The organism is Flagellimonas baculiformis, from assembly GCF_033441575.1.
Lineage (GTDB): Bacteria > Bacteroidota > Bacteroidia > Flavobacteriales > Flavobacteriaceae > Flagellimonas > Flagellimonas baculiformis.
In genome coordinates this window covers 212,446-229,635 of the sequence record NZ_JAUZVW010000002.1, presented here as the reverse complement: position 1 = coordinate 229,635, position 17,190 = coordinate 212,446, and the positions used below count along the sequence as shown (strand labels likewise).

17 protein-coding genes are annotated in these 17,190 nt (G+C 46.8%); 11 read left to right on the top strand and 6 right to left on the bottom strand.

The window, feature by feature from the left end; all coding sequences use genetic code 11:
* Positions 1 to 48 precede the first annotated feature (48 nt).
* Positions 49 to 1,140, top strand: coding sequence for a DNA helicase PriA (locus tag SD450_RS03705; protein WP_318343288.1), 1,092 nt, complete (start codon positions 49 to 51; stop codon positions 1,138 to 1,140).
* A gap of 108 nt (positions 1,141 to 1,248) precedes the next feature.
* Here the strand turns inward: SD450_RS03705 and SD450_RS03700 are convergent, their stop codons facing one another.
* On the bottom strand, positions 1,249 to 2,346 hold the full coding sequence (locus SD450_RS03700) for a lactonase family protein (RefSeq protein WP_318343287.1): 1,098 nt from the start codon (positions 2,344 to 2,346) through the stop codon (positions 1,249 to 1,251).
* Positions 2,347 to 2,415: 69 nt separating this feature from the next.
* Between SD450_RS03700 and SD450_RS03695 the strand changes: the two genes are divergently transcribed.
* Together SD450_RS03695 and SD450_RS03690 are read left to right on the top strand one after the other, a co-directional pair.
* Positions 2,416 to 3,429, top strand: a complete 1,014-nt coding sequence (locus SD450_RS03695; RefSeq protein ID WP_318343286.1) for a helix-turn-helix domain-containing protein — start codon at positions 2,416 to 2,418, stop codon at positions 3,427 to 3,429.
* A 78-nt stretch (positions 3,430 to 3,507) separates the two neighbouring features.
* Positions 3,508 to 4,740: a PQQ-dependent sugar dehydrogenase gene (locus SD450_RS03690; protein ID WP_318343285.1), complete on the top strand. Its 1,233-nt coding sequence runs from the start codon at positions 3,508 to 3,510 to the stop codon at positions 4,738 to 4,740.
* Here SD450_RS03690 and SD450_RS03685 read toward each other — a convergent pair.
* The 3 genes from SD450_RS03685 to hemH are packed head-to-tail and all read right to left on the bottom strand — an operon-like array spanning position 4,703 to position 8,030.
* Positions 4,703 to 6,103, bottom strand: coding sequence for an MATE family efflux transporter (locus tag SD450_RS03685; RefSeq protein WP_318343284.1), 1,401 nt, complete (start codon positions 6,101 to 6,103; stop codon positions 4,703 to 4,705). The genes SD450_RS03690 and SD450_RS03685 overlap by 38 nt on opposite strands.
* A gap of 54 nt (positions 6,104 to 6,157) precedes the next feature.
* Positions 6,158 to 6,949, bottom strand: coding sequence for a DUF3050 domain-containing protein (locus tag SD450_RS03680; RefSeq protein WP_318343283.1), 792 nt, complete (start codon positions 6,947 to 6,949; stop codon positions 6,158 to 6,160).
* Positions 6,950 to 6,983: 34 nt separating this feature from the next.
* Positions 6,984 to 8,030, bottom strand: a complete 1,047-nt coding sequence (gene hemH / locus SD450_RS03675) for a ferrochelatase (protein WP_318343539.1) — start codon at positions 8,028 to 8,030, stop codon at positions 6,984 to 6,986.
* 143 nt (positions 8,031 to 8,173) lie between these two features.
* Between hemH and SD450_RS03670 the strand changes: the two genes are divergently transcribed.
* Positions 8,174 to 9,244, top strand: coding sequence for a mechanosensitive ion channel family protein (locus SD450_RS03670; protein WP_318343282.1), 1,071 nt, complete (start codon positions 8,174 to 8,176; stop codon positions 9,242 to 9,244).
* Between the two features lie 7 nt (positions 9,245 to 9,251).
* Positions 9,252 to 10,085, top strand: a complete 834-nt coding sequence (locus SD450_RS03665; RefSeq protein ID WP_318343281.1) for an N-acetylmuramoyl-L-alanine amidase-like domain-containing protein — start codon at positions 9,252 to 9,254, stop codon at positions 10,083 to 10,085.
* Here SD450_RS03665 and SD450_RS03660 read toward each other — a convergent pair.
* Both SD450_RS03660 and SD450_RS03655 read right to left on the bottom strand, forming a co-directional pair.
* Positions 10,071 to 10,820, bottom strand: coding sequence for a ThuA domain-containing protein (locus SD450_RS03660; RefSeq protein ID WP_318343280.1), 750 nt, complete (start codon positions 10,818 to 10,820; stop codon positions 10,071 to 10,073). The two genes, SD450_RS03665 and SD450_RS03660, sit on opposite strands and share 15 nt — an antisense overlap.
* 9 nt (positions 10,821 to 10,829) lie before the next feature.
* Entirely contained in the window at positions 10,830 to 11,708 is an 879-nt protein-coding gene (locus SD450_RS03655; RefSeq protein ID WP_318343279.1) for an AraC family transcriptional regulator, read from the bottom strand.
* A 209-nt stretch (positions 11,709 to 11,917) separates the two neighbouring features.
* Here SD450_RS03655 and hemA point away from each other — a divergent pair, with 209 nt between their 5' ends.
* The 6 genes from hemA to hemF are packed head-to-tail and all read left to right on the top strand — an operon-like array spanning position 11,918 to position 17,143.
* A complete protein-coding gene (hemA, locus tag SD450_RS03650) occupies positions 11,918 to 13,174 on the top strand; it encodes a glutamyl-tRNA reductase (protein WP_318343278.1) in 1,257 nt (418 codons plus the stop codon).
* Positions 13,171 to 14,097, top strand: coding sequence for a hydroxymethylbilane synthase (gene hemC, locus SD450_RS03645; protein ID WP_318343277.1), 927 nt, complete (start codon positions 13,171 to 13,173; stop codon positions 14,095 to 14,097). Before hemA ends, hemC begins: the two co-directional genes overlap by 4 nt.
* Positions 14,075 to 14,734, top strand: coding sequence for a uroporphyrinogen-III synthase (locus tag SD450_RS03640; RefSeq protein ID WP_318343276.1), 660 nt, complete (start codon positions 14,075 to 14,077; stop codon positions 14,732 to 14,734). Before hemC ends, SD450_RS03640 begins: the two co-directional genes overlap by 23 nt.
* Complete coding sequence (hemE, locus tag SD450_RS03635; RefSeq protein WP_318343275.1) at positions 14,731 to 15,756, top strand: uroporphyrinogen decarboxylase; 1,026 nt, start codon at positions 14,731 to 14,733, stop codon at positions 15,754 to 15,756. The genes SD450_RS03640 and hemE overlap by 4 nt, the downstream gene beginning before the upstream one ends.
* Complete coding sequence (locus tag SD450_RS03630) at positions 15,753 to 16,244, top strand: DUF6973 domain-containing protein (protein ID WP_318343274.1); 492 nt, start codon at positions 15,753 to 15,755, stop codon at positions 16,242 to 16,244. The genes hemE and SD450_RS03630 overlap by 4 nt, the downstream gene beginning before the upstream one ends.
* On the top strand, positions 16,241 to 17,143 hold the full coding sequence (gene hemF, locus SD450_RS03625; RefSeq protein WP_318343273.1) for an oxygen-dependent coproporphyrinogen oxidase: 903 nt from the start codon (positions 16,241 to 16,243) through the stop codon (positions 17,141 to 17,143). The genes SD450_RS03630 and hemF overlap by 4 nt, the downstream gene beginning before the upstream one ends.
* The last annotated feature ends 47 nt before the right edge of the window (positions 17,144 to 17,190 follow it).

Sequence of the window (17,190 nt, the reverse complement as noted above, 5' to 3'; positions counted from 1 at the left end):
GCAATCCTTGAAAGGGACCCATCATTTCACCAGAATGACAAAAGGCCATTGGAAGAACCCGTAAAAAAATCAGAACTCAAAAAAGCCTGTGCCAATTGTGGTGCCGAGCTCAAATACAAACCCGGCACTACCCATATCAGTTGTGAGTACTGTGGTCATGAAGAGGCCATTTCGGTCAACGAAAATGGCTTTGAAGAGCTTGAACTATACCCCTATCTGCAGGAAATGGGGTCGCAACGGCATAGTGAGGAAATCTCCATGCTGCATTGCAAAAATTGCGGTGCCGACCAACATGTGGAGGAAAACTATAAATCGCTCCATTGTGTGTATTGTGGCCAACCTTTGGTGGTGGAGGATGCCTATACGGAAAATTGGATCTTGCCCGGGGCCGTCCTACCGTTTCAAATCGATAAAAACCAGTCGTTCCGCATTTTCAGGAACTGGGTGAAACGGTTGTGGTTTGCCCCCAACAATCTAAAAAAAGCGGCCCTCGACCCTCAATTCACCAAAGGGCTGTACCTTCCCTATTGGACCTTTGATGCGCAGCTTTATGCCTCTTACACGGGTCAACGGGGGGAATATTATTATGAAACCCGAAGGGTGCGCAATGCCAATGGCAAAATGGTGACCCAACAAGTGCGCAAAACGCGATGGTACCCGGCATCGGGGCAGGTTTCGGGTTTTGTGGACGATACCTTGATCAAAGCTTCCCAGCAAAAATCGGGAAGGATTCCAAGAAAGATCGCCTATTGGGATCTGAAGAAACTCCAACCGTTCAACAGTGGTTTTCTATCTGGTTTTGTGACTGAAAAATATACCATTTCTTTGGATGAAGGCCACCTGCACTCCAAGGAAGTCGCCCGTGACATTGCTAACCGATGGTGCATGCAGGACATTGGCGGTGACACCCAAAGGGTGACCTCCATGGACATGAAACTGACGGAGGAAACTTTCAAACACATTCTTTTGCCCGTTTATGTGAGTGCTTATCGGTACAACGGCAAGGAATACAATTTTTTCATCAACGGGGAAAACGGGAACATTTCAGGTACGCGCCCTTATAGCTTCTGGAAGATTTTCTTCGCTGTGCTTCTTGGTTTGATAGTGATCGGGGTTATTGTTTTACTGGCTAAAAAATAGACCTAGGTCAGTTCGAGTGATTTCAGAAGGAAATCGTATCGAGAACCTCACACATCTCGATACAAAATCGCCATGCGATTCCACTCGATGTGACAAATTGTTGAATTTCTAATCCTCAAACACCAAACACACCGGATTGGGCAATGCGGTCTCGTTCAAATAAGTGAGAGTCCCCTTTTCCCTATCCCTTTTGAACACTGTAATATTGCTTGACCTTTGATTGGCCACCAATAAAAATCCCCCGGTGGGATCCATGGAAAAATTACGGGGCCAATCGCCGTGGACGGATTCCCTTCCCACCAAACTCAAAGTCTCTTTTTCTGCATCCACCGAAAAAATCACAATGGTATTTTCTCCCCTATTGGAGCCATACAGGAATTTCCCGTCCGGAGATAAATGAAGATCCGCACAAGCATTTTCGCCTTGGTAACCCTCATCCAAAGTTGGAATCACTTGAACCTCTTGATACTGATCCTCCGCATCTTTTTCAAAAACGGAAATGGTGCTGTTCAGTTCATTGATGACATACAGCATCTTTCCGCCTTCACCAAAGGTGAAATGCCGTGGGCCTGCGCCTTCAACAAAGGGTAACGATGGCTGGGAAGCTGGTACGAATTCGCCATTTTTCGCTTCGTATCTTTTAACGGCATCCAATCCCAAATCCGTCACCATCAATCCATCAGCAGTGAATTGGGCCATATGGGCATGGGCGGTTTTGGTGGTATCCAATACTTTGTGGTCGATGATTTGTGGGTCATCTCCCAAAGAACCATCAGCATTTAATTTAAAAAGGGCCACATTGCCCCCGGTATAATTGGCCACGGCCAAATGTCCGTCCCCCGAAAGCGAAACATGACAGGGATGTGCTCCTTGGGTCCCACTACTGTTCTGGATTTCCAACATCCCATCCTTTAGGGCAAAAGCGGTAACGCCACCTCCCAAACTGTCAAAATCGGCCGTTTCCTGAACGGCATAGAGGTTTTTATGGTCTTTGGACAAGGCCAAATAGGAGGGGCTGGTCAATTTGGCCGCCAATTGCTTATTGGCCAATTCGCCCGTTCCGGAATCGAAGGTATAGGTATAGATGCCCTCACTATCGCCATCGGTATAGGTTCCAACAAACAGGGTGTACATTTTTTCTTCAGGTTTTTCGGCACAGGCCATGATTAATGTTGCGAATAGTAGCACAGGTACAAAGCTCTTCATTTATAAAGTCGGTTTATTTTCTAAAGTAATCAAAGTAACCCAATGCGTTCAACTTTTTATCTTTAATGTGTGAAAAATGACATTGTAATCCTGGTGCTTTGCAGTTTGGGGATCGCCCAAGGTATTTTTCTATGCTTTTATTTGTTGACCCTTAAAAAGGGAAATCGCCTGGCACACCGATTCTTGGTGTTGGTGATACTGGGATTGATCCTTCGCATCGGCAAATCCATCCTGAATGTGCATATGGATCTTGAGGCGTGGCAGCGCAACCTGGGCATTGCCGGAATCCTATTGGTGGGACCCAGCTTGTGGCTCTATGGCGAAACGCTGTTCAAAAAACGTAAGGAACTGAATTGGACCTCCTACCTCCATTTTTTGCCTTACCTGTTGTTCACTTTGCTTTCTTGGGCCATTCCAAATCGTGGGGATGCCCTGTCCTATTTCATTTATGATGGTGTTTTTGTCCATCTCTTGGTGTACTTGGGTCTGGCCATAAGGTTGTTGGCCAAGAACTCGCAAAGTGTCCAACCCAAGATCCATCAATGGTACCGCAACTTGGTCATTGGTGTGGGATTGATTTGGGCCTTCTATATCGGAAACATCGCCGGGTTGATTCCTTTTTACATTGGCGGGGCCCTGTTTTTCACCCTTTTGGTCTATATGTTCTCCTTTCTTTTGCTGCGCAACCATACTTTTTCGCTTGAAAAATATCCAGCCTCCCACATCGACACTTCCTTGTCCAAAAACCTGTTGGATTCCATTGTCTCACTTTTTGAAACAGAAGAAATCTACCTGAACCCAAAATTGTCCCTGGGCGATGTTGCCCGATCCCTGGAAACATCTCCCCGGATCCTTTCACAAGTGGTGAATGAGGGCAAGGGGATGAATTTTTCCGAATTCGTGAATTCTTATCGTATAGAAAAGGCCAAAAAACTCTTGGTCTCGTCCGTTGGAAAAGAGGAAAAAATCGTGTCCATAGCATACGATTCGGGTTTTGGGAATGTGACCTCTTTTAATCTGGCCTTCAAGTCCTTCACCAACCTGACCCCCTCGCAGTACAAGAAACAGTACCGCCTCTCTTAATTGAAAATCGTTTTAAAGATCATGATTTTTAAAGCCAGACCGTTCCATTTGAAGGTCATTTGGGATAAAATTGATCCTATGCGCTCTTATTTATTTTTGATGGTCCTGGTTTTGATCGGTTGTAAGAACCCAGACCGGACCCATCTTTCACAAAATCCCATTCTGCCCAAAAAAGAAATCGTTTTTGAGGGACTGAACCGTCCTTGGAGCATTGCTTTCCTAAATGACAATGAAGCCTTGGTCACCGAAAAGAATGGGGATATGGTAAAAATCGACCTTCAGAAACAAACCAAGAAAATCATCAAAGGGTTTCCTGAAGACTTAACGGACAGTATCGGTGCTGTGCATGTGGGGGACAACTCCGGCATTTTTGAAGTTCTGCTCCACCCCAATTTTAAGGAAAACCAAAAAATTTATTTTTCCTACGCCGCCAAAAAGAAAGGGGTGGGCAAGACCACAAAATTTGTCCAGGCCCAACTGGAAAACGATTCGTTGACCCATCTAAAGACCATTTTGGTAGCAGAGCCCTTTGCCTACATCAATTACCATTACGGAGGTGGAATGGCCATAGGTCCGGACCAAAAACTGTACCTCACCGTTGGCGAGCGACTTTTTTGGGAGCACGATGAACCGGCTTTGCCCATTGCACAGGACCCAACGGACCCGAGGGGAAAAATCCATCGTTTTAATCTGGACGGAACCATCCCGGAAGATAATCCTCAATTTGGTGAAGATGCAGTTCCGAGCATTTTTGCGATGGGCATCAGAAACACCCAAGGCCTTGCGCTCCAACCTGAAACGGGCAATCTCTGGTTCACGGAACACGGCACCATCCAAGGGGATGAAATCAATATCCTAAAGGCAGGTGCCAATTATGGTTGGCCCAACAGTACAACGGGACGTTTGCGGAGCGAGGATTACAAACCTCCTAGATTGCATGGTGTGGAATTTACCCCACCCGCATGGTTTTGGCACCACACCGTGGCCCCGACCGGACTTTGCTTTTACACAGGTGATGAATTTCCCCAATGGAAAAACAATCTTTTGGTCCCGGGTCTCTCCAGAGGCAGCCTGTGGCGGTTTCACCTTGAGGGCGACACCCTGAAAAGTGCCGAAGAACTATTTCTGGACGATAGGATCCGCTCCAGAAAAGTGGCACAAAGCCCCAGCGGAAAATTATACTTGCTCACCGATGAGGAAAATGGAAAGATCATTCGGATTGTTCCCGAAAAAACCCAAAAAAAATTGAAAGAGGGGAAAAGTCCGGAAAGGATTACTTCTCAGCTATCCCTGATCCCGATTGGAGGTTGACATCGATTTCCTTCTTTAAAAAGTAGCCCGTGACAATAGTGGAAAGCACGTCGGCTATGCAGAATGAGAGCCATACGCCTATTTCACCCATAAAATGGGGCAGTACCAAGATCAATGGGATAAAGAAGAAGCCTTGACGGGTCAAGGTCAGCAATAGGGCCGGAATGGCCTTGCCAATGGCCTGAAAATAAGCGGCCCCGATCAACTGTATGGCAATGATGGGCGTAGCGGCAAATACCAATCGCATGGCCATCGGTGTATGCTGCAACACAAAATTATTGGTGGCGATTTCTTCTGCGGACAGTTCGGGACGATTGCTCAAAAACAAAGAAGCAATTTCCGACGGGAAAACCATCAGTACCACAAAGACGAGGGTCGCCACCAAGGCCGCATATTTGATGGCCGTGTAGATGGATTCCTTTACCCGATCGTACTTCATCGCACCGTAATTGTAGCCCGCAATGGGCAAGAAACCTTGGGTGACCCCGAAAACAGGGAACAGGGCGAACATCAACATCCTTCCGATAATGGCATAGACCGCCACCATGGCCTCCCCGCCCAGATTGAACAATATATTGTTCATCAGGAGATAGGTGATGCTGGTCACCGCTTGTCGGGCCAAGGTCACAAAGCCCAACGAACCAATTTCCCGAAGGATGGGGCGATCTAATCCAAAATGGGAGAGGTCTATCTTTAATTCTGAGTTTTTTGATAGGAAAAAATAAAGGACGTAAAAGAAACACAGCAGGTACCCTACCGTGGTGGCCCATGCCGCCCCTTCCATGCCCCAGTCAAAAACGTAAATGAACACGTAGTCCATCAACAGGTTGCCAACCGAGGGAATGATCATGGCGATCATCGCAAATTTGGGTTTCCCCTCGGCACGGATCACCGTGTTCCCCATCATACAAAGGGCCAAGAACGGAACCCCATACAAAATGATGGTGTAATAAATTTTTGCCGGCTCGAATATGGAACCTTTGCCCCCAAAAGCAGGGATGAGGGTGTCCACATAGTACAGCCCAAGGGCCACCATGGTGATGGTCACCAACAGGGTCAAGGTAATCTGGTTCCCGAAGGTTTTGAGGGCCTTTTCCCGATTATTGGCACCCAGGGCCCGGGAAATGATACTGGAACCACCGATACCGATGGCCATCCCCAAGGCGGCAATAAAAAAGGACACGGGCAACACCACGTTGATGGCGGCAATGGCAATGGAACCTATCCAATTCCCCACAAAAATGGAATCGACCAGCACGTTCAGGGACATCACCAAGATCCCGATGGATGCGGGTACGGCCTGTTTGATCACTAATTTTCCAATGGGTTCCTGCCCGAGTTCGTCAGAGGTTACTTTGGCCATGCCAGGGGTATTCTTCGGATTTTATATTGAATGAGCGGTAAATCTGTCCCAAAGCTACAACGCATTCACCAAATTACCCTTGTTCTCTTTCAGTTTTTCGGCAATACTGTCCCAAAGCTCTATTCTACACTGAAGTGCCTGCTTGCTGTATGCCAAAACATCATTCCATTTTTGGCCATCGGAACCGCAGAGGGCCTTGATCATCCGCAGGGCCAAGGGTCCGTGTTCGTCACCGTCCAGCTCAATATGCCGCTTGAGGTAGTATTCCAATTTTTTGTAATTGCCCGGACCGTTTTCCCCGGATTGCTCTATGATCCCCAAGAACATATCAGGGATCACGTCTTCCCTCCCAAAGGTGAAGGCAGCTGCAATGATATGGGGTTGTTGGGTGTTGATGACCTTGAACGTAAACTGAAGGAAGTTTTTTTCTGCCTGATCCAGTTCGGTTGCTTCAATTTGGTTTGAAATATCTTTTAGATCGGTAAAGGAAGAAAGGATCGCACAGACTTTTTGGGTGTCCGCATGCACTTCTTGCATCGCATCCAAATACATTTCGAAATGGCTTTTGGGCTCTCCCTTTTCATTGAAATCGGTCTCTTCTTCCAACACGATCTCATTGATGAAACGTGCCACAGCGGTATCGCTCGCCGGATGCCAGGGCAAGCCGACACTTGTAAGGTTTTGTTGGAGGGCCTTTAAGAGCGACATAAAATCCCAAACCGCGTACACGTGGCTCTCCATGAAGGTCTTGATGTCCTCCACCGATTCCAGTTGGGCATAAAGTGGGTGCTTTTTGAGTCGTTCGCGCAGGGGTTGGAGCTCTTGCTCCAAATGTTCAATTTTCATAGCAATTTTTTTGTTCTCTTCTTTTTTACGGCATCTATCGGATGTGGGTTTCGGGCAAGGCATTTTTTCCAGCCCATGTATTGATCCATTTTGCCATCAATCCGGCCCAATCGTCCCGATCGTTCAAACAAGGGATGTGGATGTAGTCCCCTCCCCCAGCTTCTTGGAACTGGTGCTTGCCTTCCATCGCAATTTCCTCCAGCGTTTCCAAACAATCACTGACAAAGGCAGGGGTAATGACGGCCAGTTTTTTGACCCCTTCTTTGGGCAACCGTTCAAACTCCTTATCGGTAAAGGGCTGCAGCCAAGGATCGCTGCCCAGTCTGGACTGGAAAGAAGTACTTACCTTGTCTTCGGGTAGACCCAATTCTTTTTTCACCAATTCGGTGGTGTCGTAACATTGGTGCCGGTAACAGGTATGGTGGGCCACGGAATTGGTCTTACAGCACTGTCCGTTCAACTGGCAATGGAACTTGGTGGGATCGGATTTTTTGATGTGCCGCTCCGGGATCCCATGATAGGAAAAGAGGATATGGTCATAATCAAACCCTTTCAACCCTTCAGCGATACTTTGCGAAAGGATCTTGATGTATTCGGGATTACTGTAAAAGGCGGGCAACGTGGTGAGCTGCATTTCCGGAAAATCCCTTTGCTGCACTTCAAACGCCTTTACCACAACGGTTTCGTAAGATGACATGGCATAATGTGGGTAGAGGGGCACCAAAAACACCTCGTCGACCCCTTTTTGCTTCAATTCCTGCAATGCCTTTTTAATGGACATGGAGCCATAACGCATCCCCAGGGCTACGGGCAACTGGATCTGCTTTTGCACCTTTTCGGCAAATCTTTGGGAAATCACGATCAAGGGGGAACCTTCTTCCCACCAAATCTTGGAATAGGCTTCCGCCGATTTTTTAGGACGTGTATTCAAGATGATCCCGCGGACGATGATGTTCCTCAAAACGGGATTCACATCGATGACGCGCTCGTCCATCAAAAATTCATCCAGATACGGTTTTACGTCCTTGGCGGTAGGACTGTCGGGGGATCCCAAGTTGACCAATAAAACTCCTTTTTGCACGATGATATGGTTTAAGCAGCAAAAATACAACACGGTTCCGACTTTGACCTCGGACCCCTCAAAAGAGTTTCTGATGATGGGATAATTAATCTCGATTTTGTTCAAGCCCTTGTCTGTGGACATTTCTCCTTATTTTTGTGGATATGGAGTCTTTTTTTGACAACGCTTCCAAGGAGTCGCTCATCTATTTGGGGATCACCATAGTGGTTTTGGTCCTTCTGTATTGGGGCGCTTCGGTTGTACTCAAAAGATTGGGCAAGAGTCCCAAATATTTGCTCCCTTCGGGATCCTTCCAAAAACTGGCCGTGCCCTTATTGCTGATTTTCCTTTCCGTGTTCCTCAGGATAAAGGCCCTTCGAGATCTTTTGAACGTGGAAGGTGAGGGGTTTTGGTTTCGAAAAGCAAGTACCCTGCTGTTCATCTTTGCGATGAGTTGGGTAATGATCGCCCTCTTGAAAATCGTTAAACAAATTGTCATTCGGAACTATGATGTGGGGGTGGCCGACAATCTGAAAGCACGGAAGGTCTATACCCAATTCACCATTTTGGAGCGGATCTTCATTTTTATCATCCTCCTCTTGGCCATTGGTTTTGCCTTGATGAGCTTTGAAGGGATACGGGAGTTGGGGATCAGTATCTTTGCATCGGCCGGGGTGGCCGGGATCATCATTGGTTTTTCGGCCCAAAAATTCATCGGCACCATTTTGGCCGGCATCCAGATAGCCATTGCACAGCCCATCAAACTGGACGATGTGGTGATCGTGGAAGGGGAATGGGGCCGAATCGAGGAAATCACCCTGACCTATGTGGTCGTTGCCATTTGGGACAAGCGGCGGCTGATCGTGCCCACACCCTATTTTATCGATACGCCTTTCCAGAATTGGACCAAGACCTCTGCCGACATTTTGGGCACCGTGTTCCTCTATGTGGATTATGATGTCCCTTTTGACAAACTTCGCGAAGAACTGACCCGCATACTGGAAAACACCGATCTTTGGGATGGAAAGGTAAACGTTTTGCAGGTGACGGACAGCAAGCCCAGCTCTGTGGAGGTCCGTGCCCTGATGAGTGCCAAGGACTCGCCCACGGCATGGGACCTTAGGGTGCACGTTCGAGAAAAATTAATCGTGTATTTGCAGGAAAATTACCCTGAGAGCATCGCCCGGACAAGGGTAATGATACAACAAAATGAAAAAGATGAAATCGACTCCTAAAATTGTTATGCTACTTCTGCTTTTGGGGGGCTTTGGACATGCCCAACAAATCACTTGTTCCCCAAAGGACAAAACGCTTTTTGGGTCGAAAATGGCTGCTTTGGAGAAGACCCAAGCCAGCAGTTTGGGCGATACCATCATGGTCGTTGGAAAATCTTTTTTGGGTGTCCCCTATGTGGAAAAAACACTGGAGATTGGCGACACCGAAACCTTGGTGGTGAATTTCAGCGGCTTGGATTGCACCACTTTTGTGGAAAATGTGATGGCTTTCAGCCTGATGCTGAGAAAGCAGGAAACGGATTTCGATGCTTTTGTCAAAAACCTTGAAACCATTCGGTATAGAAACGGGGATATGAATGGTTATCCTTCACGCTTACATTACTTTACGGAGTGGATTCGAAACAATCAGAAGAAGGGTTTAGTGGAAGATGTCACAGCAGAAATTGGCGGTGTGGAACTGGAAAAGTCCATCGATTTTATGGGAACGCACCGCGACCTATACCCCTTTTTGGCCAGTGACGAGAACTTTCAGGCCATGCAACAGGTGGAACAGGATTTGGCGCATGAAACATTGTGCTATCTGCCCAAAGAAGACATCCAAAGCAAGGAACATCTCATCCAATCGGGGGATATCATTGCCTTAGCCACTTCCATCAAAGGATTGGATGTGACCCATACCGGTATTGCCATCCACCAGCCCGATGGGCGGTTACATCTACTGCATGCCTCCAGTAAAAATGGAGAAGTGGAAATCAGTGAACTGCCTTTGGCAGATTACCTCAAGAACATCAAAAGCAATATTGGGATCATCGTGGCAAGGCCTACCTTACTTTCGCTTTAAACACCATTCAATGGCGCCCAAAAGGTGCTGGCGAAATTCAGGTTCATCATAGGCTGCTTCGGGGTGCCCCAAACCGGTGTAAAAGACCCTGCCCCCATCGTATTCGTGATACCAGGCAATGGGATGGTTATCCCCATTGGTGCCACCTTTATAACTGGATTCATCCAATTTTAACAGTACATGCACATCGGGATTCAGGTCCTTGAAGTTGTACCATTCATCAAAATGCATCCAAACATTGGATAAATGGACCGTGGATGGGTGGGTGTTGTCCAACACATCAATTTTGGCCTTTTGTTGTTCGGGGTGGCTCACAAAATAACCCCCAACCAATTTTCCATACCAAGGCCAATCGTATTCGGTATCTGACGCGCCATGCACCCCTAGGTAACTCCCCCCATTCCTGATGTAGGATTCAAAGGCCTTTTGTTGGGCCTCGTTCAGCACATCCATAGTGGTGTTCAAGAAAACGATCAGCTTGTAATTTTTCAGGTTCTGCGGAGTAAAATCGTCGCTGCTTTCGGTTTGCAGGGCAATAAAACCATTTTTTCGGCCCAGTTCCCGAAAGGTCTGTACTCCTTTTTCAATGGATTGATGCCGATAGCCCGCCGTTTTGGTGAAGACCAGCACCAATTCTGGCATTTTGGTTTCTTTGGTTTTTTCGGAGGGGTCATCTTGGGCCGATACTTGGGTCATCAGTGCAATGCCCAACAAGGCAAATAGGATTTGTTTCATGATACTTTTTTACACGTTTGAAGTTACATATTTTTTGGGTGTGGTGCCGAACTTCTTTTTGAACGAGGCAATAAAATGGCTTGCCGTACTGTAACCAACCTTGAGTCCCACATCATTTACATTGTGCTTGCCGGATTCCAACATTTTTCGGGCATACTCCATTTTGTAATCGAACAAAAAGCCGTAAACGGAATCGCCATAGATCTGTTTGAACCCTTCCTTCAATTTTTTTAAGCCCAATCCCACTTCTTCGGATAGCTCGGCCAAGGTAGGCGGTTCGGCCATTCGTGAAATGATGATTTCCTTCGCCATTTTGATGCGCCGCACATTGTCCTCATCCGCCAAATAAGGGCATTGCTCCAGATCGGCATCCTCGGTTTTGTTGAAATAGAGGGAAATCAACTCGAACACCTTGCCCTTCAGATACAACTTTTTGATGGACGGGTGCAGGTTGTAGTTCATCAACTGGCTCAATACTACGGCAATGGCCGGTGACACCATTTCCTGCGAATAGTATTTCTTTTCCTTGTTGTCCTCGCTCAAAAAGGGAATGTAGTCCGCTTCACTGGAAAACAGCGAATGGAACTTCCGAATCGTCATCACCACCGACAACAACCAGGAATTGGGCGAAACCACCAGATCCAACGGAAGGTCTTTTTGGGTGTTGTACAGCAGGAGAGAGTTTTCCTCGTTCACTTCCAAAAAATAGTTTCCTTCATTGAAATTGAACCTGGAGCGGCCCTTCAAACAAAAATGGAACTGGATGTAGGAACTGTCAATATCCCTTGCAATGATTTTTGGTTCTTTGGTATCGTTCTGGATTTTAAGGATAAAAATCCCATCTTCCACCAAAATTTCATCATAGGAACCTTCAGCGATATTTTTCATATGGATTCTTTGAGTCGATTTTACAAATCATTAATTTAGAATCGCTCTAAATTAAATTGTTATTCATCAAATTTACCAATAAAATCAATGCATCAGCAGATTTTATGCAAAATTTAAACCTTGGATATCGCCACAATCCCGATAGAGTTCCGCTAGCGTTATTTTATACGAATGAACACTGTTAATTTTGTGCTGCGATTATATCCTTTATGAGGAACTACCATATTTCAAAACATAATTCTTTCTACGCCGTCGGGTTGAGTTACAAGAAGGCAGATGCAGAGGTGAGAGGAAAGTTCAGTCTGGATGTTCCTGCCATTGACCAAATATTGGTGAAGGCGAAAGAATTGGGAGTGGATGGCCTTCTGGCGATATCCACCTGCAACCGAACCGAACTGTACGGTTTTGCCCAACACCCCTACCAACTCATCAAACTGCTTTGCGACCAAACCCAAGGCACCGTCGAAGAATTCCAGGAAGTGGCCTACGTGTACAAGAACCATGATGCCATTTCGCACATGTTCAAAGTGGGTACGGGTCTGGACAGCCAGATTTTGGGCGATTTTGAAATTATCAGCCAAATCAAGCAAGGTTTTTATAGGGCTCGGAAATATGATATGGCCAACCCATTTTTGGAGCGCCTGTGCAATGCGGTGATCCAAGCCAGCAAGCGCATCAAAAATGAGACCGAGCTCTCTTCCGGTGCCACATCGGTAGCCTTTGCATCGGTAAAATATATCTTGGACAACGTTCCCAACATTTCCGAAAAGAACATTCTTTTGTTCGGAACAGGGAAAATCGGAAGGAACACTTGTGAAAACCTGATCAAGCATTCCAATAACTCCCACATTACCTTGATCAACAGGACCCGGGAGAAAGCGGAGGACATTGCGGGAAAGTTCCATCTGACGGTCAAGGATTATGGCGATCTCCAGACCGAAATCCGCAAAGCGGATATTTTGGTCGTAGCCACCGGGGCCCAATTGCCCACCGTGTCCAAAGCCTTGATCCATCCCAAAAAACCGTTGTTGGTCTTGGACCTTTCGGTTCCCAAGAACGTTTCGGACGATGTACTGGAACTGGAGAATGTTTCTTTAGTGCACCTGGACCAACTCTCACAGATCACAGACGATACGCTGGCCAAACGAAAAGAATATGTCCCCAAGGCCGAGGCTATCATAGAACAGGTGAAAAAGGATTTCCTCAAGTGGCTGGAAACACGAAAGTTTGCCCCGGTCATCAACGCTTTGAAGGAAAAACTTAGGACCATGAAGGCCGAAGAAATCGATTTTCATTCCAAAAAATTGACCGATTTCAACCAAGATCAGGCCGAGATGATTTCCGACCGTATCATCCAAAAGATCACCAAGCAGTTCGCCAACCACTTGAAGAGCGCCGATGCAGATACCGAGGACAGTCTTGAACTCATTCAAAAGGTGTTCCAGTTAGAACTCGATTCGAAATGAGCAAGATCATACGAATAGGCACCCGCGACAGCGAACTGGCACTGTGGCAAGCTACCACTGTACAGGAAAAACTCGAAAAATTGGGGTACGACACCACTTTGGTGCCCACCAAATCCATCGGTGATCAAGTGCTGGACAAGCCCTTGTACGAACTGGGCGTGACCGGGATTTTCACCAAGACTTTGGATGTGGCCATGTTGCAGGGTCAAATCGATATTGCCGTGCACTCCATGAAAGATGTGCCCACCCAATTGCCCAAGGGCATTGTCCAGGCGGCCGTTCTGGAGCGAGCTGTCTCCCACGATGTTTTGGTCCACAAAGGTTCCTCTTTTTTGGAATCGGACGCTCCGGCGACGATTGCCACAGGGAGCCTACGGCGGAAGGCCCAATGGCTGAACCGCTTCCCCAACCATCAAGTGGTGGATTTAAGGGGCAATGTGAATACCCGTTTGATCAAACTCATTGAAAACGATTGGCAAGGCGCCATTTTTGCCCAAGCCGGTCTGGAACGTATCAAATTGCTGCCCAAGGATGCCATTTATTTGGACTGGATGATTCCCGCGCCGGCACAGGGAGCCATGCTGGTGGTAGCCATGGAAAATGACAAGTATTCACGCGAGGCCCTTGCCAAACTGAATCATTCCGAGTCGAAACTGGCCACCAAAATAGAGCGCGACTTTTTACGGACGTTGGAAGGAGGCTGTACTGCCCCAATAGGTGCGTTGGCACAGATTAAAGACCAAAAGGTATTTTTTGGGGGCGCTGTATTTTCTTTGGATGGAAAAAGGAAGGTCGAGATCAAAAAAGAGGTGAAATTGTCCGAAGCCAAAGGCTTTGGGGAAGTATGCGCCAAGGAAGTTTTGGCCAACGGCGGGGACAAATTGATGCAGGAAATCAGAAATGAAAACAGTGCTCTCCACTAAAATACTCACCCCATCCCAAAAAGAACTGTTCCTGAATTCTGGCCTGGGCTTGGTGGAATATGATGCCCTCAAAATCGAATTCCTAGACACCAAAATACCGTTGGGCCATCAGAATTATATTTTTACGAGCAGGAATGCCGTAAGTGCCTTTCTCCAACAAACCAAAGGTTTGGACCGCACGGTCTTCCGTTCCTTTTGCGTAGGGGAAAAAACCAAATCCCTTTTGGAATCCAATGGACTAGAAGTGGTGAAAATGACCGAATATGCATCGGATTTAGGTGAATTCATAGTGGAAAACCACTCGAGTGAAGCCTTTGTGTTCGTCTGCGGGCAGCAGCGAAGGGATGATCTTCCCCATATCTTTTCAAAAAATAACATTTGGTATAAAGAAGTCATCGTTTATAGCTCCAACCTCAATCCAAAAGCCTTTTCTACGGATTTTGAGGGGATTCTGTTCTTTAGCCCACGGGGCATCCAAAGCTTTCTTTTGGAAAATACCGTGAAAAACAGCACCTTGTTCTGCATTGGGGAAACCACGGCATCCGAAGCCAAAAAACATTCGAAGAACATTATAATAGCCAATAAGCCAACCGTGGAAAACGTGTTGGTCCAAGCCATAAAAGAATTGAAAGTATGATCAAAAATGATTTGTTCCTTAGGGCATTGAAAGGTGAGAGCGTGGACAGGCCTCCCGTATGGATGATGCGTCAAGCCGGTCGCTATTTGCCAGAGTTCATGGAGCTCCGCAAAAAATACGACTTTTTCACACGATGCCAGACCCCGGAATTGGCTTCCGAAATCACCGTGCAGCCCATCCGAAGATATGGTATGGATGCCGCTATTCTCTTTAGCGATATTCTGGTGATTCCGCAAGCCATGGACATCGAAGTGCAGATGAAACCCAATTTTGGACCTTATCTGCCCAACCCCATCCGCACCAAGGAAGACCTCGAAAAGGTCATTGTTCCCAATATCCAGGACACGTTGGGCTATGTGATGGACGCCATAACCATGACCAAGGAAAAATTGAACGATGAGATTCCGTTGATCGGCTTTGCCGGGTCACCGTGGACCATTTTGTGCTACTGTGTGGAAGGCCAAGGGAGCAAAAGCTTTGATAAGGCCCGTGGATTTTGCTTCACCCAACCCGAACTTGCACACCAACTGCTCCAAAAAATCACCGATACCACGATTGCCTATCTGAAAGCAAAGGTAAAAGCGGGAGTGAACGCCGTTCAGGTATTTGATTCCTGGGGAGGCATGTTGTCCCCAACCGATTATCAAGAATTTTCGTGGCCCTATATCCAGCAAATCGTAGATGCGCTGAAAGATGAAACGCCAGTCATCGTTTTCGGAAAAGGATGTTGGTTTGCCCTCAAAGAGATGGCCACATCGGGAGCTTCCGCGGTGGGCGTGGATTGGACCTGCTCTGCTAAAAACGCAAGGTACCTGTCCGGTGGCAATATTACCCTGCAAGGAAATTTTGACCCGGCCCGATTGCTGTCCCCTCCAGAGAAAATCAAAACCATGGTCCATCAAATGATCCGTGAGTTTGGAAAGGACAAGTATGTGGTGAACCTCGGTCACGGCATATTGCCCAACATCCCATTGGAAAACGCGAAGGCATTCATTGATGCCGTAAAAGAATACAAGGAGTGAACCCATTTTCAATAGTAAAACGGGTTAATTTCAAACACATACTGAAAGGTATTTTGTTGGGCATGGGCAGGCCACTGTTCATTTTCCCGACAATAAAGGCCACTAAGGATTGTATCAAAATCTCCACGGCGCATTATGGCAAGTTGCACCATAAAAATGGCCCGGCCAACGCTTTCCGGCATGCGCATTGGAATTATTTGATTGCCAAAAGATGCTTGAAGTGGAGCAAAAAAGAGAGCATCGTTTCTGAGTGGGCAAAAAAGGTGACCGACTGGCATGAAGAAGCTTTTCCAAACATAGCACTGGCCAAAGCAATGGATCTGCACAACAACGCCGTGGGACGGTTCATTTTTGAAGGAAATTTCGAAAAATCCGAAGAGGAAATCATTTCCATTCTTCAAAAAATGGCCTTGGCCTCTGTTAAAATTGAAGAAAATACCGATTTATCAGCTTTAAAAGACCAATTGGTACATATTATAGAATCATGAAGGAGAAATTTTACGAATACATTCAAAAACTACAGGACACCATTACTTCCAAACTAGAAGAAGTGGATGGAAAGGCCTTGTTCCAGGAAGATTTGTGGGAACGTCCGGAAGGTGGTGGTGGCAGGACCCGTGTGATAGAAAACGGTGCCGTTTTTGAAAAAGGTGGTGTAAACATTTCCAAGGTTTTTGGGGAACTGCCCAAAAGCATGCAAACCTATTTCGGGGTCGAAGATGCTGATTTCTTTGCCTGCGGTCTCAGCTTGGTCCTTCACCCCAAGAATCCGATGGTACCGACGGTGCATGCCAATTGGCGCTATTTTGAAATGTATGACAAAGAGGGAAAAATCGTTGACCAATGGTTTGGCGGCGGACAGGACCTTACCCCCTACTATTTGTTCGAGGAAGACGCCAAACATTTTCACCTGACTTGCAAAAAGGCCTGTGATGCCCACCATCCCGAATTTTATCCCGCCTACAAAAAGAAATGCGACGACTATTTCTGGAATGCACACCGTAACGAGGCCAGGGGCGTGGGCGGTCTGTTCTTTGACTATTGCAAAGCAACCGAAACCATGGGTATGGAAGACTGGTACAACTTTGTCACCGAAGTAGGTGACAGTTTTCTGGAAGCTTATATACCAATTGTTACAAAAAGAATGGAACTTCCTTATTCACAGGAAAATAGGGATTGGCAAGAGATTCGCAGAGGGCGCTATGTCGAGTTCAATTTGGTACACGACAAGGGCACCCTTTTTGGGCTTCGGACCAATGGTCGCATCGAAAGCATTTTGATGAGCCTCCCCCCCCACGTTCAATGGCGCTATGATCATCACCCAGAAAAAGGAAGTAACGAGGAAAAATTGATCCAAGTGCTGCAAAACCCAAAAGATTGGGTTTAAATAGCTCCGTAGGAGCATCATATTTCTAGAAAATTGATGATGAATCA

Coding starts and splice junctions, on each gene's coding strand:
- SD450_RS03700 (WP_318343287.1), bottom strand. CDS start 2,346: ATGAAGAGCTTTGTACCTGTGCTACTATTCGCAACATTAATCATGGCC.
- SD450_RS03690 (WP_318343285.1), top strand. CDS start 3,508: ATGCGCTCTTATTTATTTTTGATGGTCCTGGTTTTGATCGGTTGTAAG.
- SD450_RS03685 (WP_318343284.1), bottom strand. CDS start 6,103: ATGGCCAAAGTAACCTCTGACGAACTCGGGCAGGAACCCATTGGAAAA.
- SD450_RS03680 (WP_318343283.1), bottom strand. CDS start 6,949: ATGAAAATTGAACATTTGGAGCAAGAGCTCCAACCCCTGCGCGAACGA.
- SD450_RS03670 (WP_318343282.1), top strand. CDS start 8,174: ATGGAGTCTTTTTTTGACAACGCTTCCAAGGAGTCGCTCATCTATTTG.
- SD450_RS03665 (WP_318343281.1), top strand. CDS start 9,252: ATGCTACTTCTGCTTTTGGGGGGCTTTGGACATGCCCAACAAATCACT.
- SD450_RS03660 (WP_318343280.1), bottom strand. CDS start 10,820: ATGAAACAAATCCTATTTGCCTTGTTGGGCATTGCACTGATGACCCAA.
- SD450_RS03655 (WP_318343279.1), bottom strand. CDS start 11,708: ATGAAAAATATCGCTGAAGGTTCCTATGATGAAATTTTGGTGGAAGAT.
- hemA (WP_318343278.1), top strand. CDS start 11,918: ATGAGGAACTACCATATTTCAAAACATAATTCTTTCTACGCCGTCGGG.
- hemC (WP_318343277.1), top strand. CDS start 13,171: ATGAGCAAGATCATACGAATAGGCACCCGCGACAGCGAACTGGCACTG.
- SD450_RS03640 (WP_318343276.1), top strand. CDS start 14,075: ATGAAAACAGTGCTCTCCACTAAAATACTCACCCCATCCCAAAAAGAA.
- hemE (WP_318343275.1), top strand. CDS start 14,731: ATGATCAAAAATGATTTGTTCCTTAGGGCATTGAAAGGTGAGAGCGTG.
- hemF (WP_318343273.1), top strand. CDS start 16,241: ATGAAGGAGAAATTTTACGAATACATTCAAAAACTACAGGACACCATT.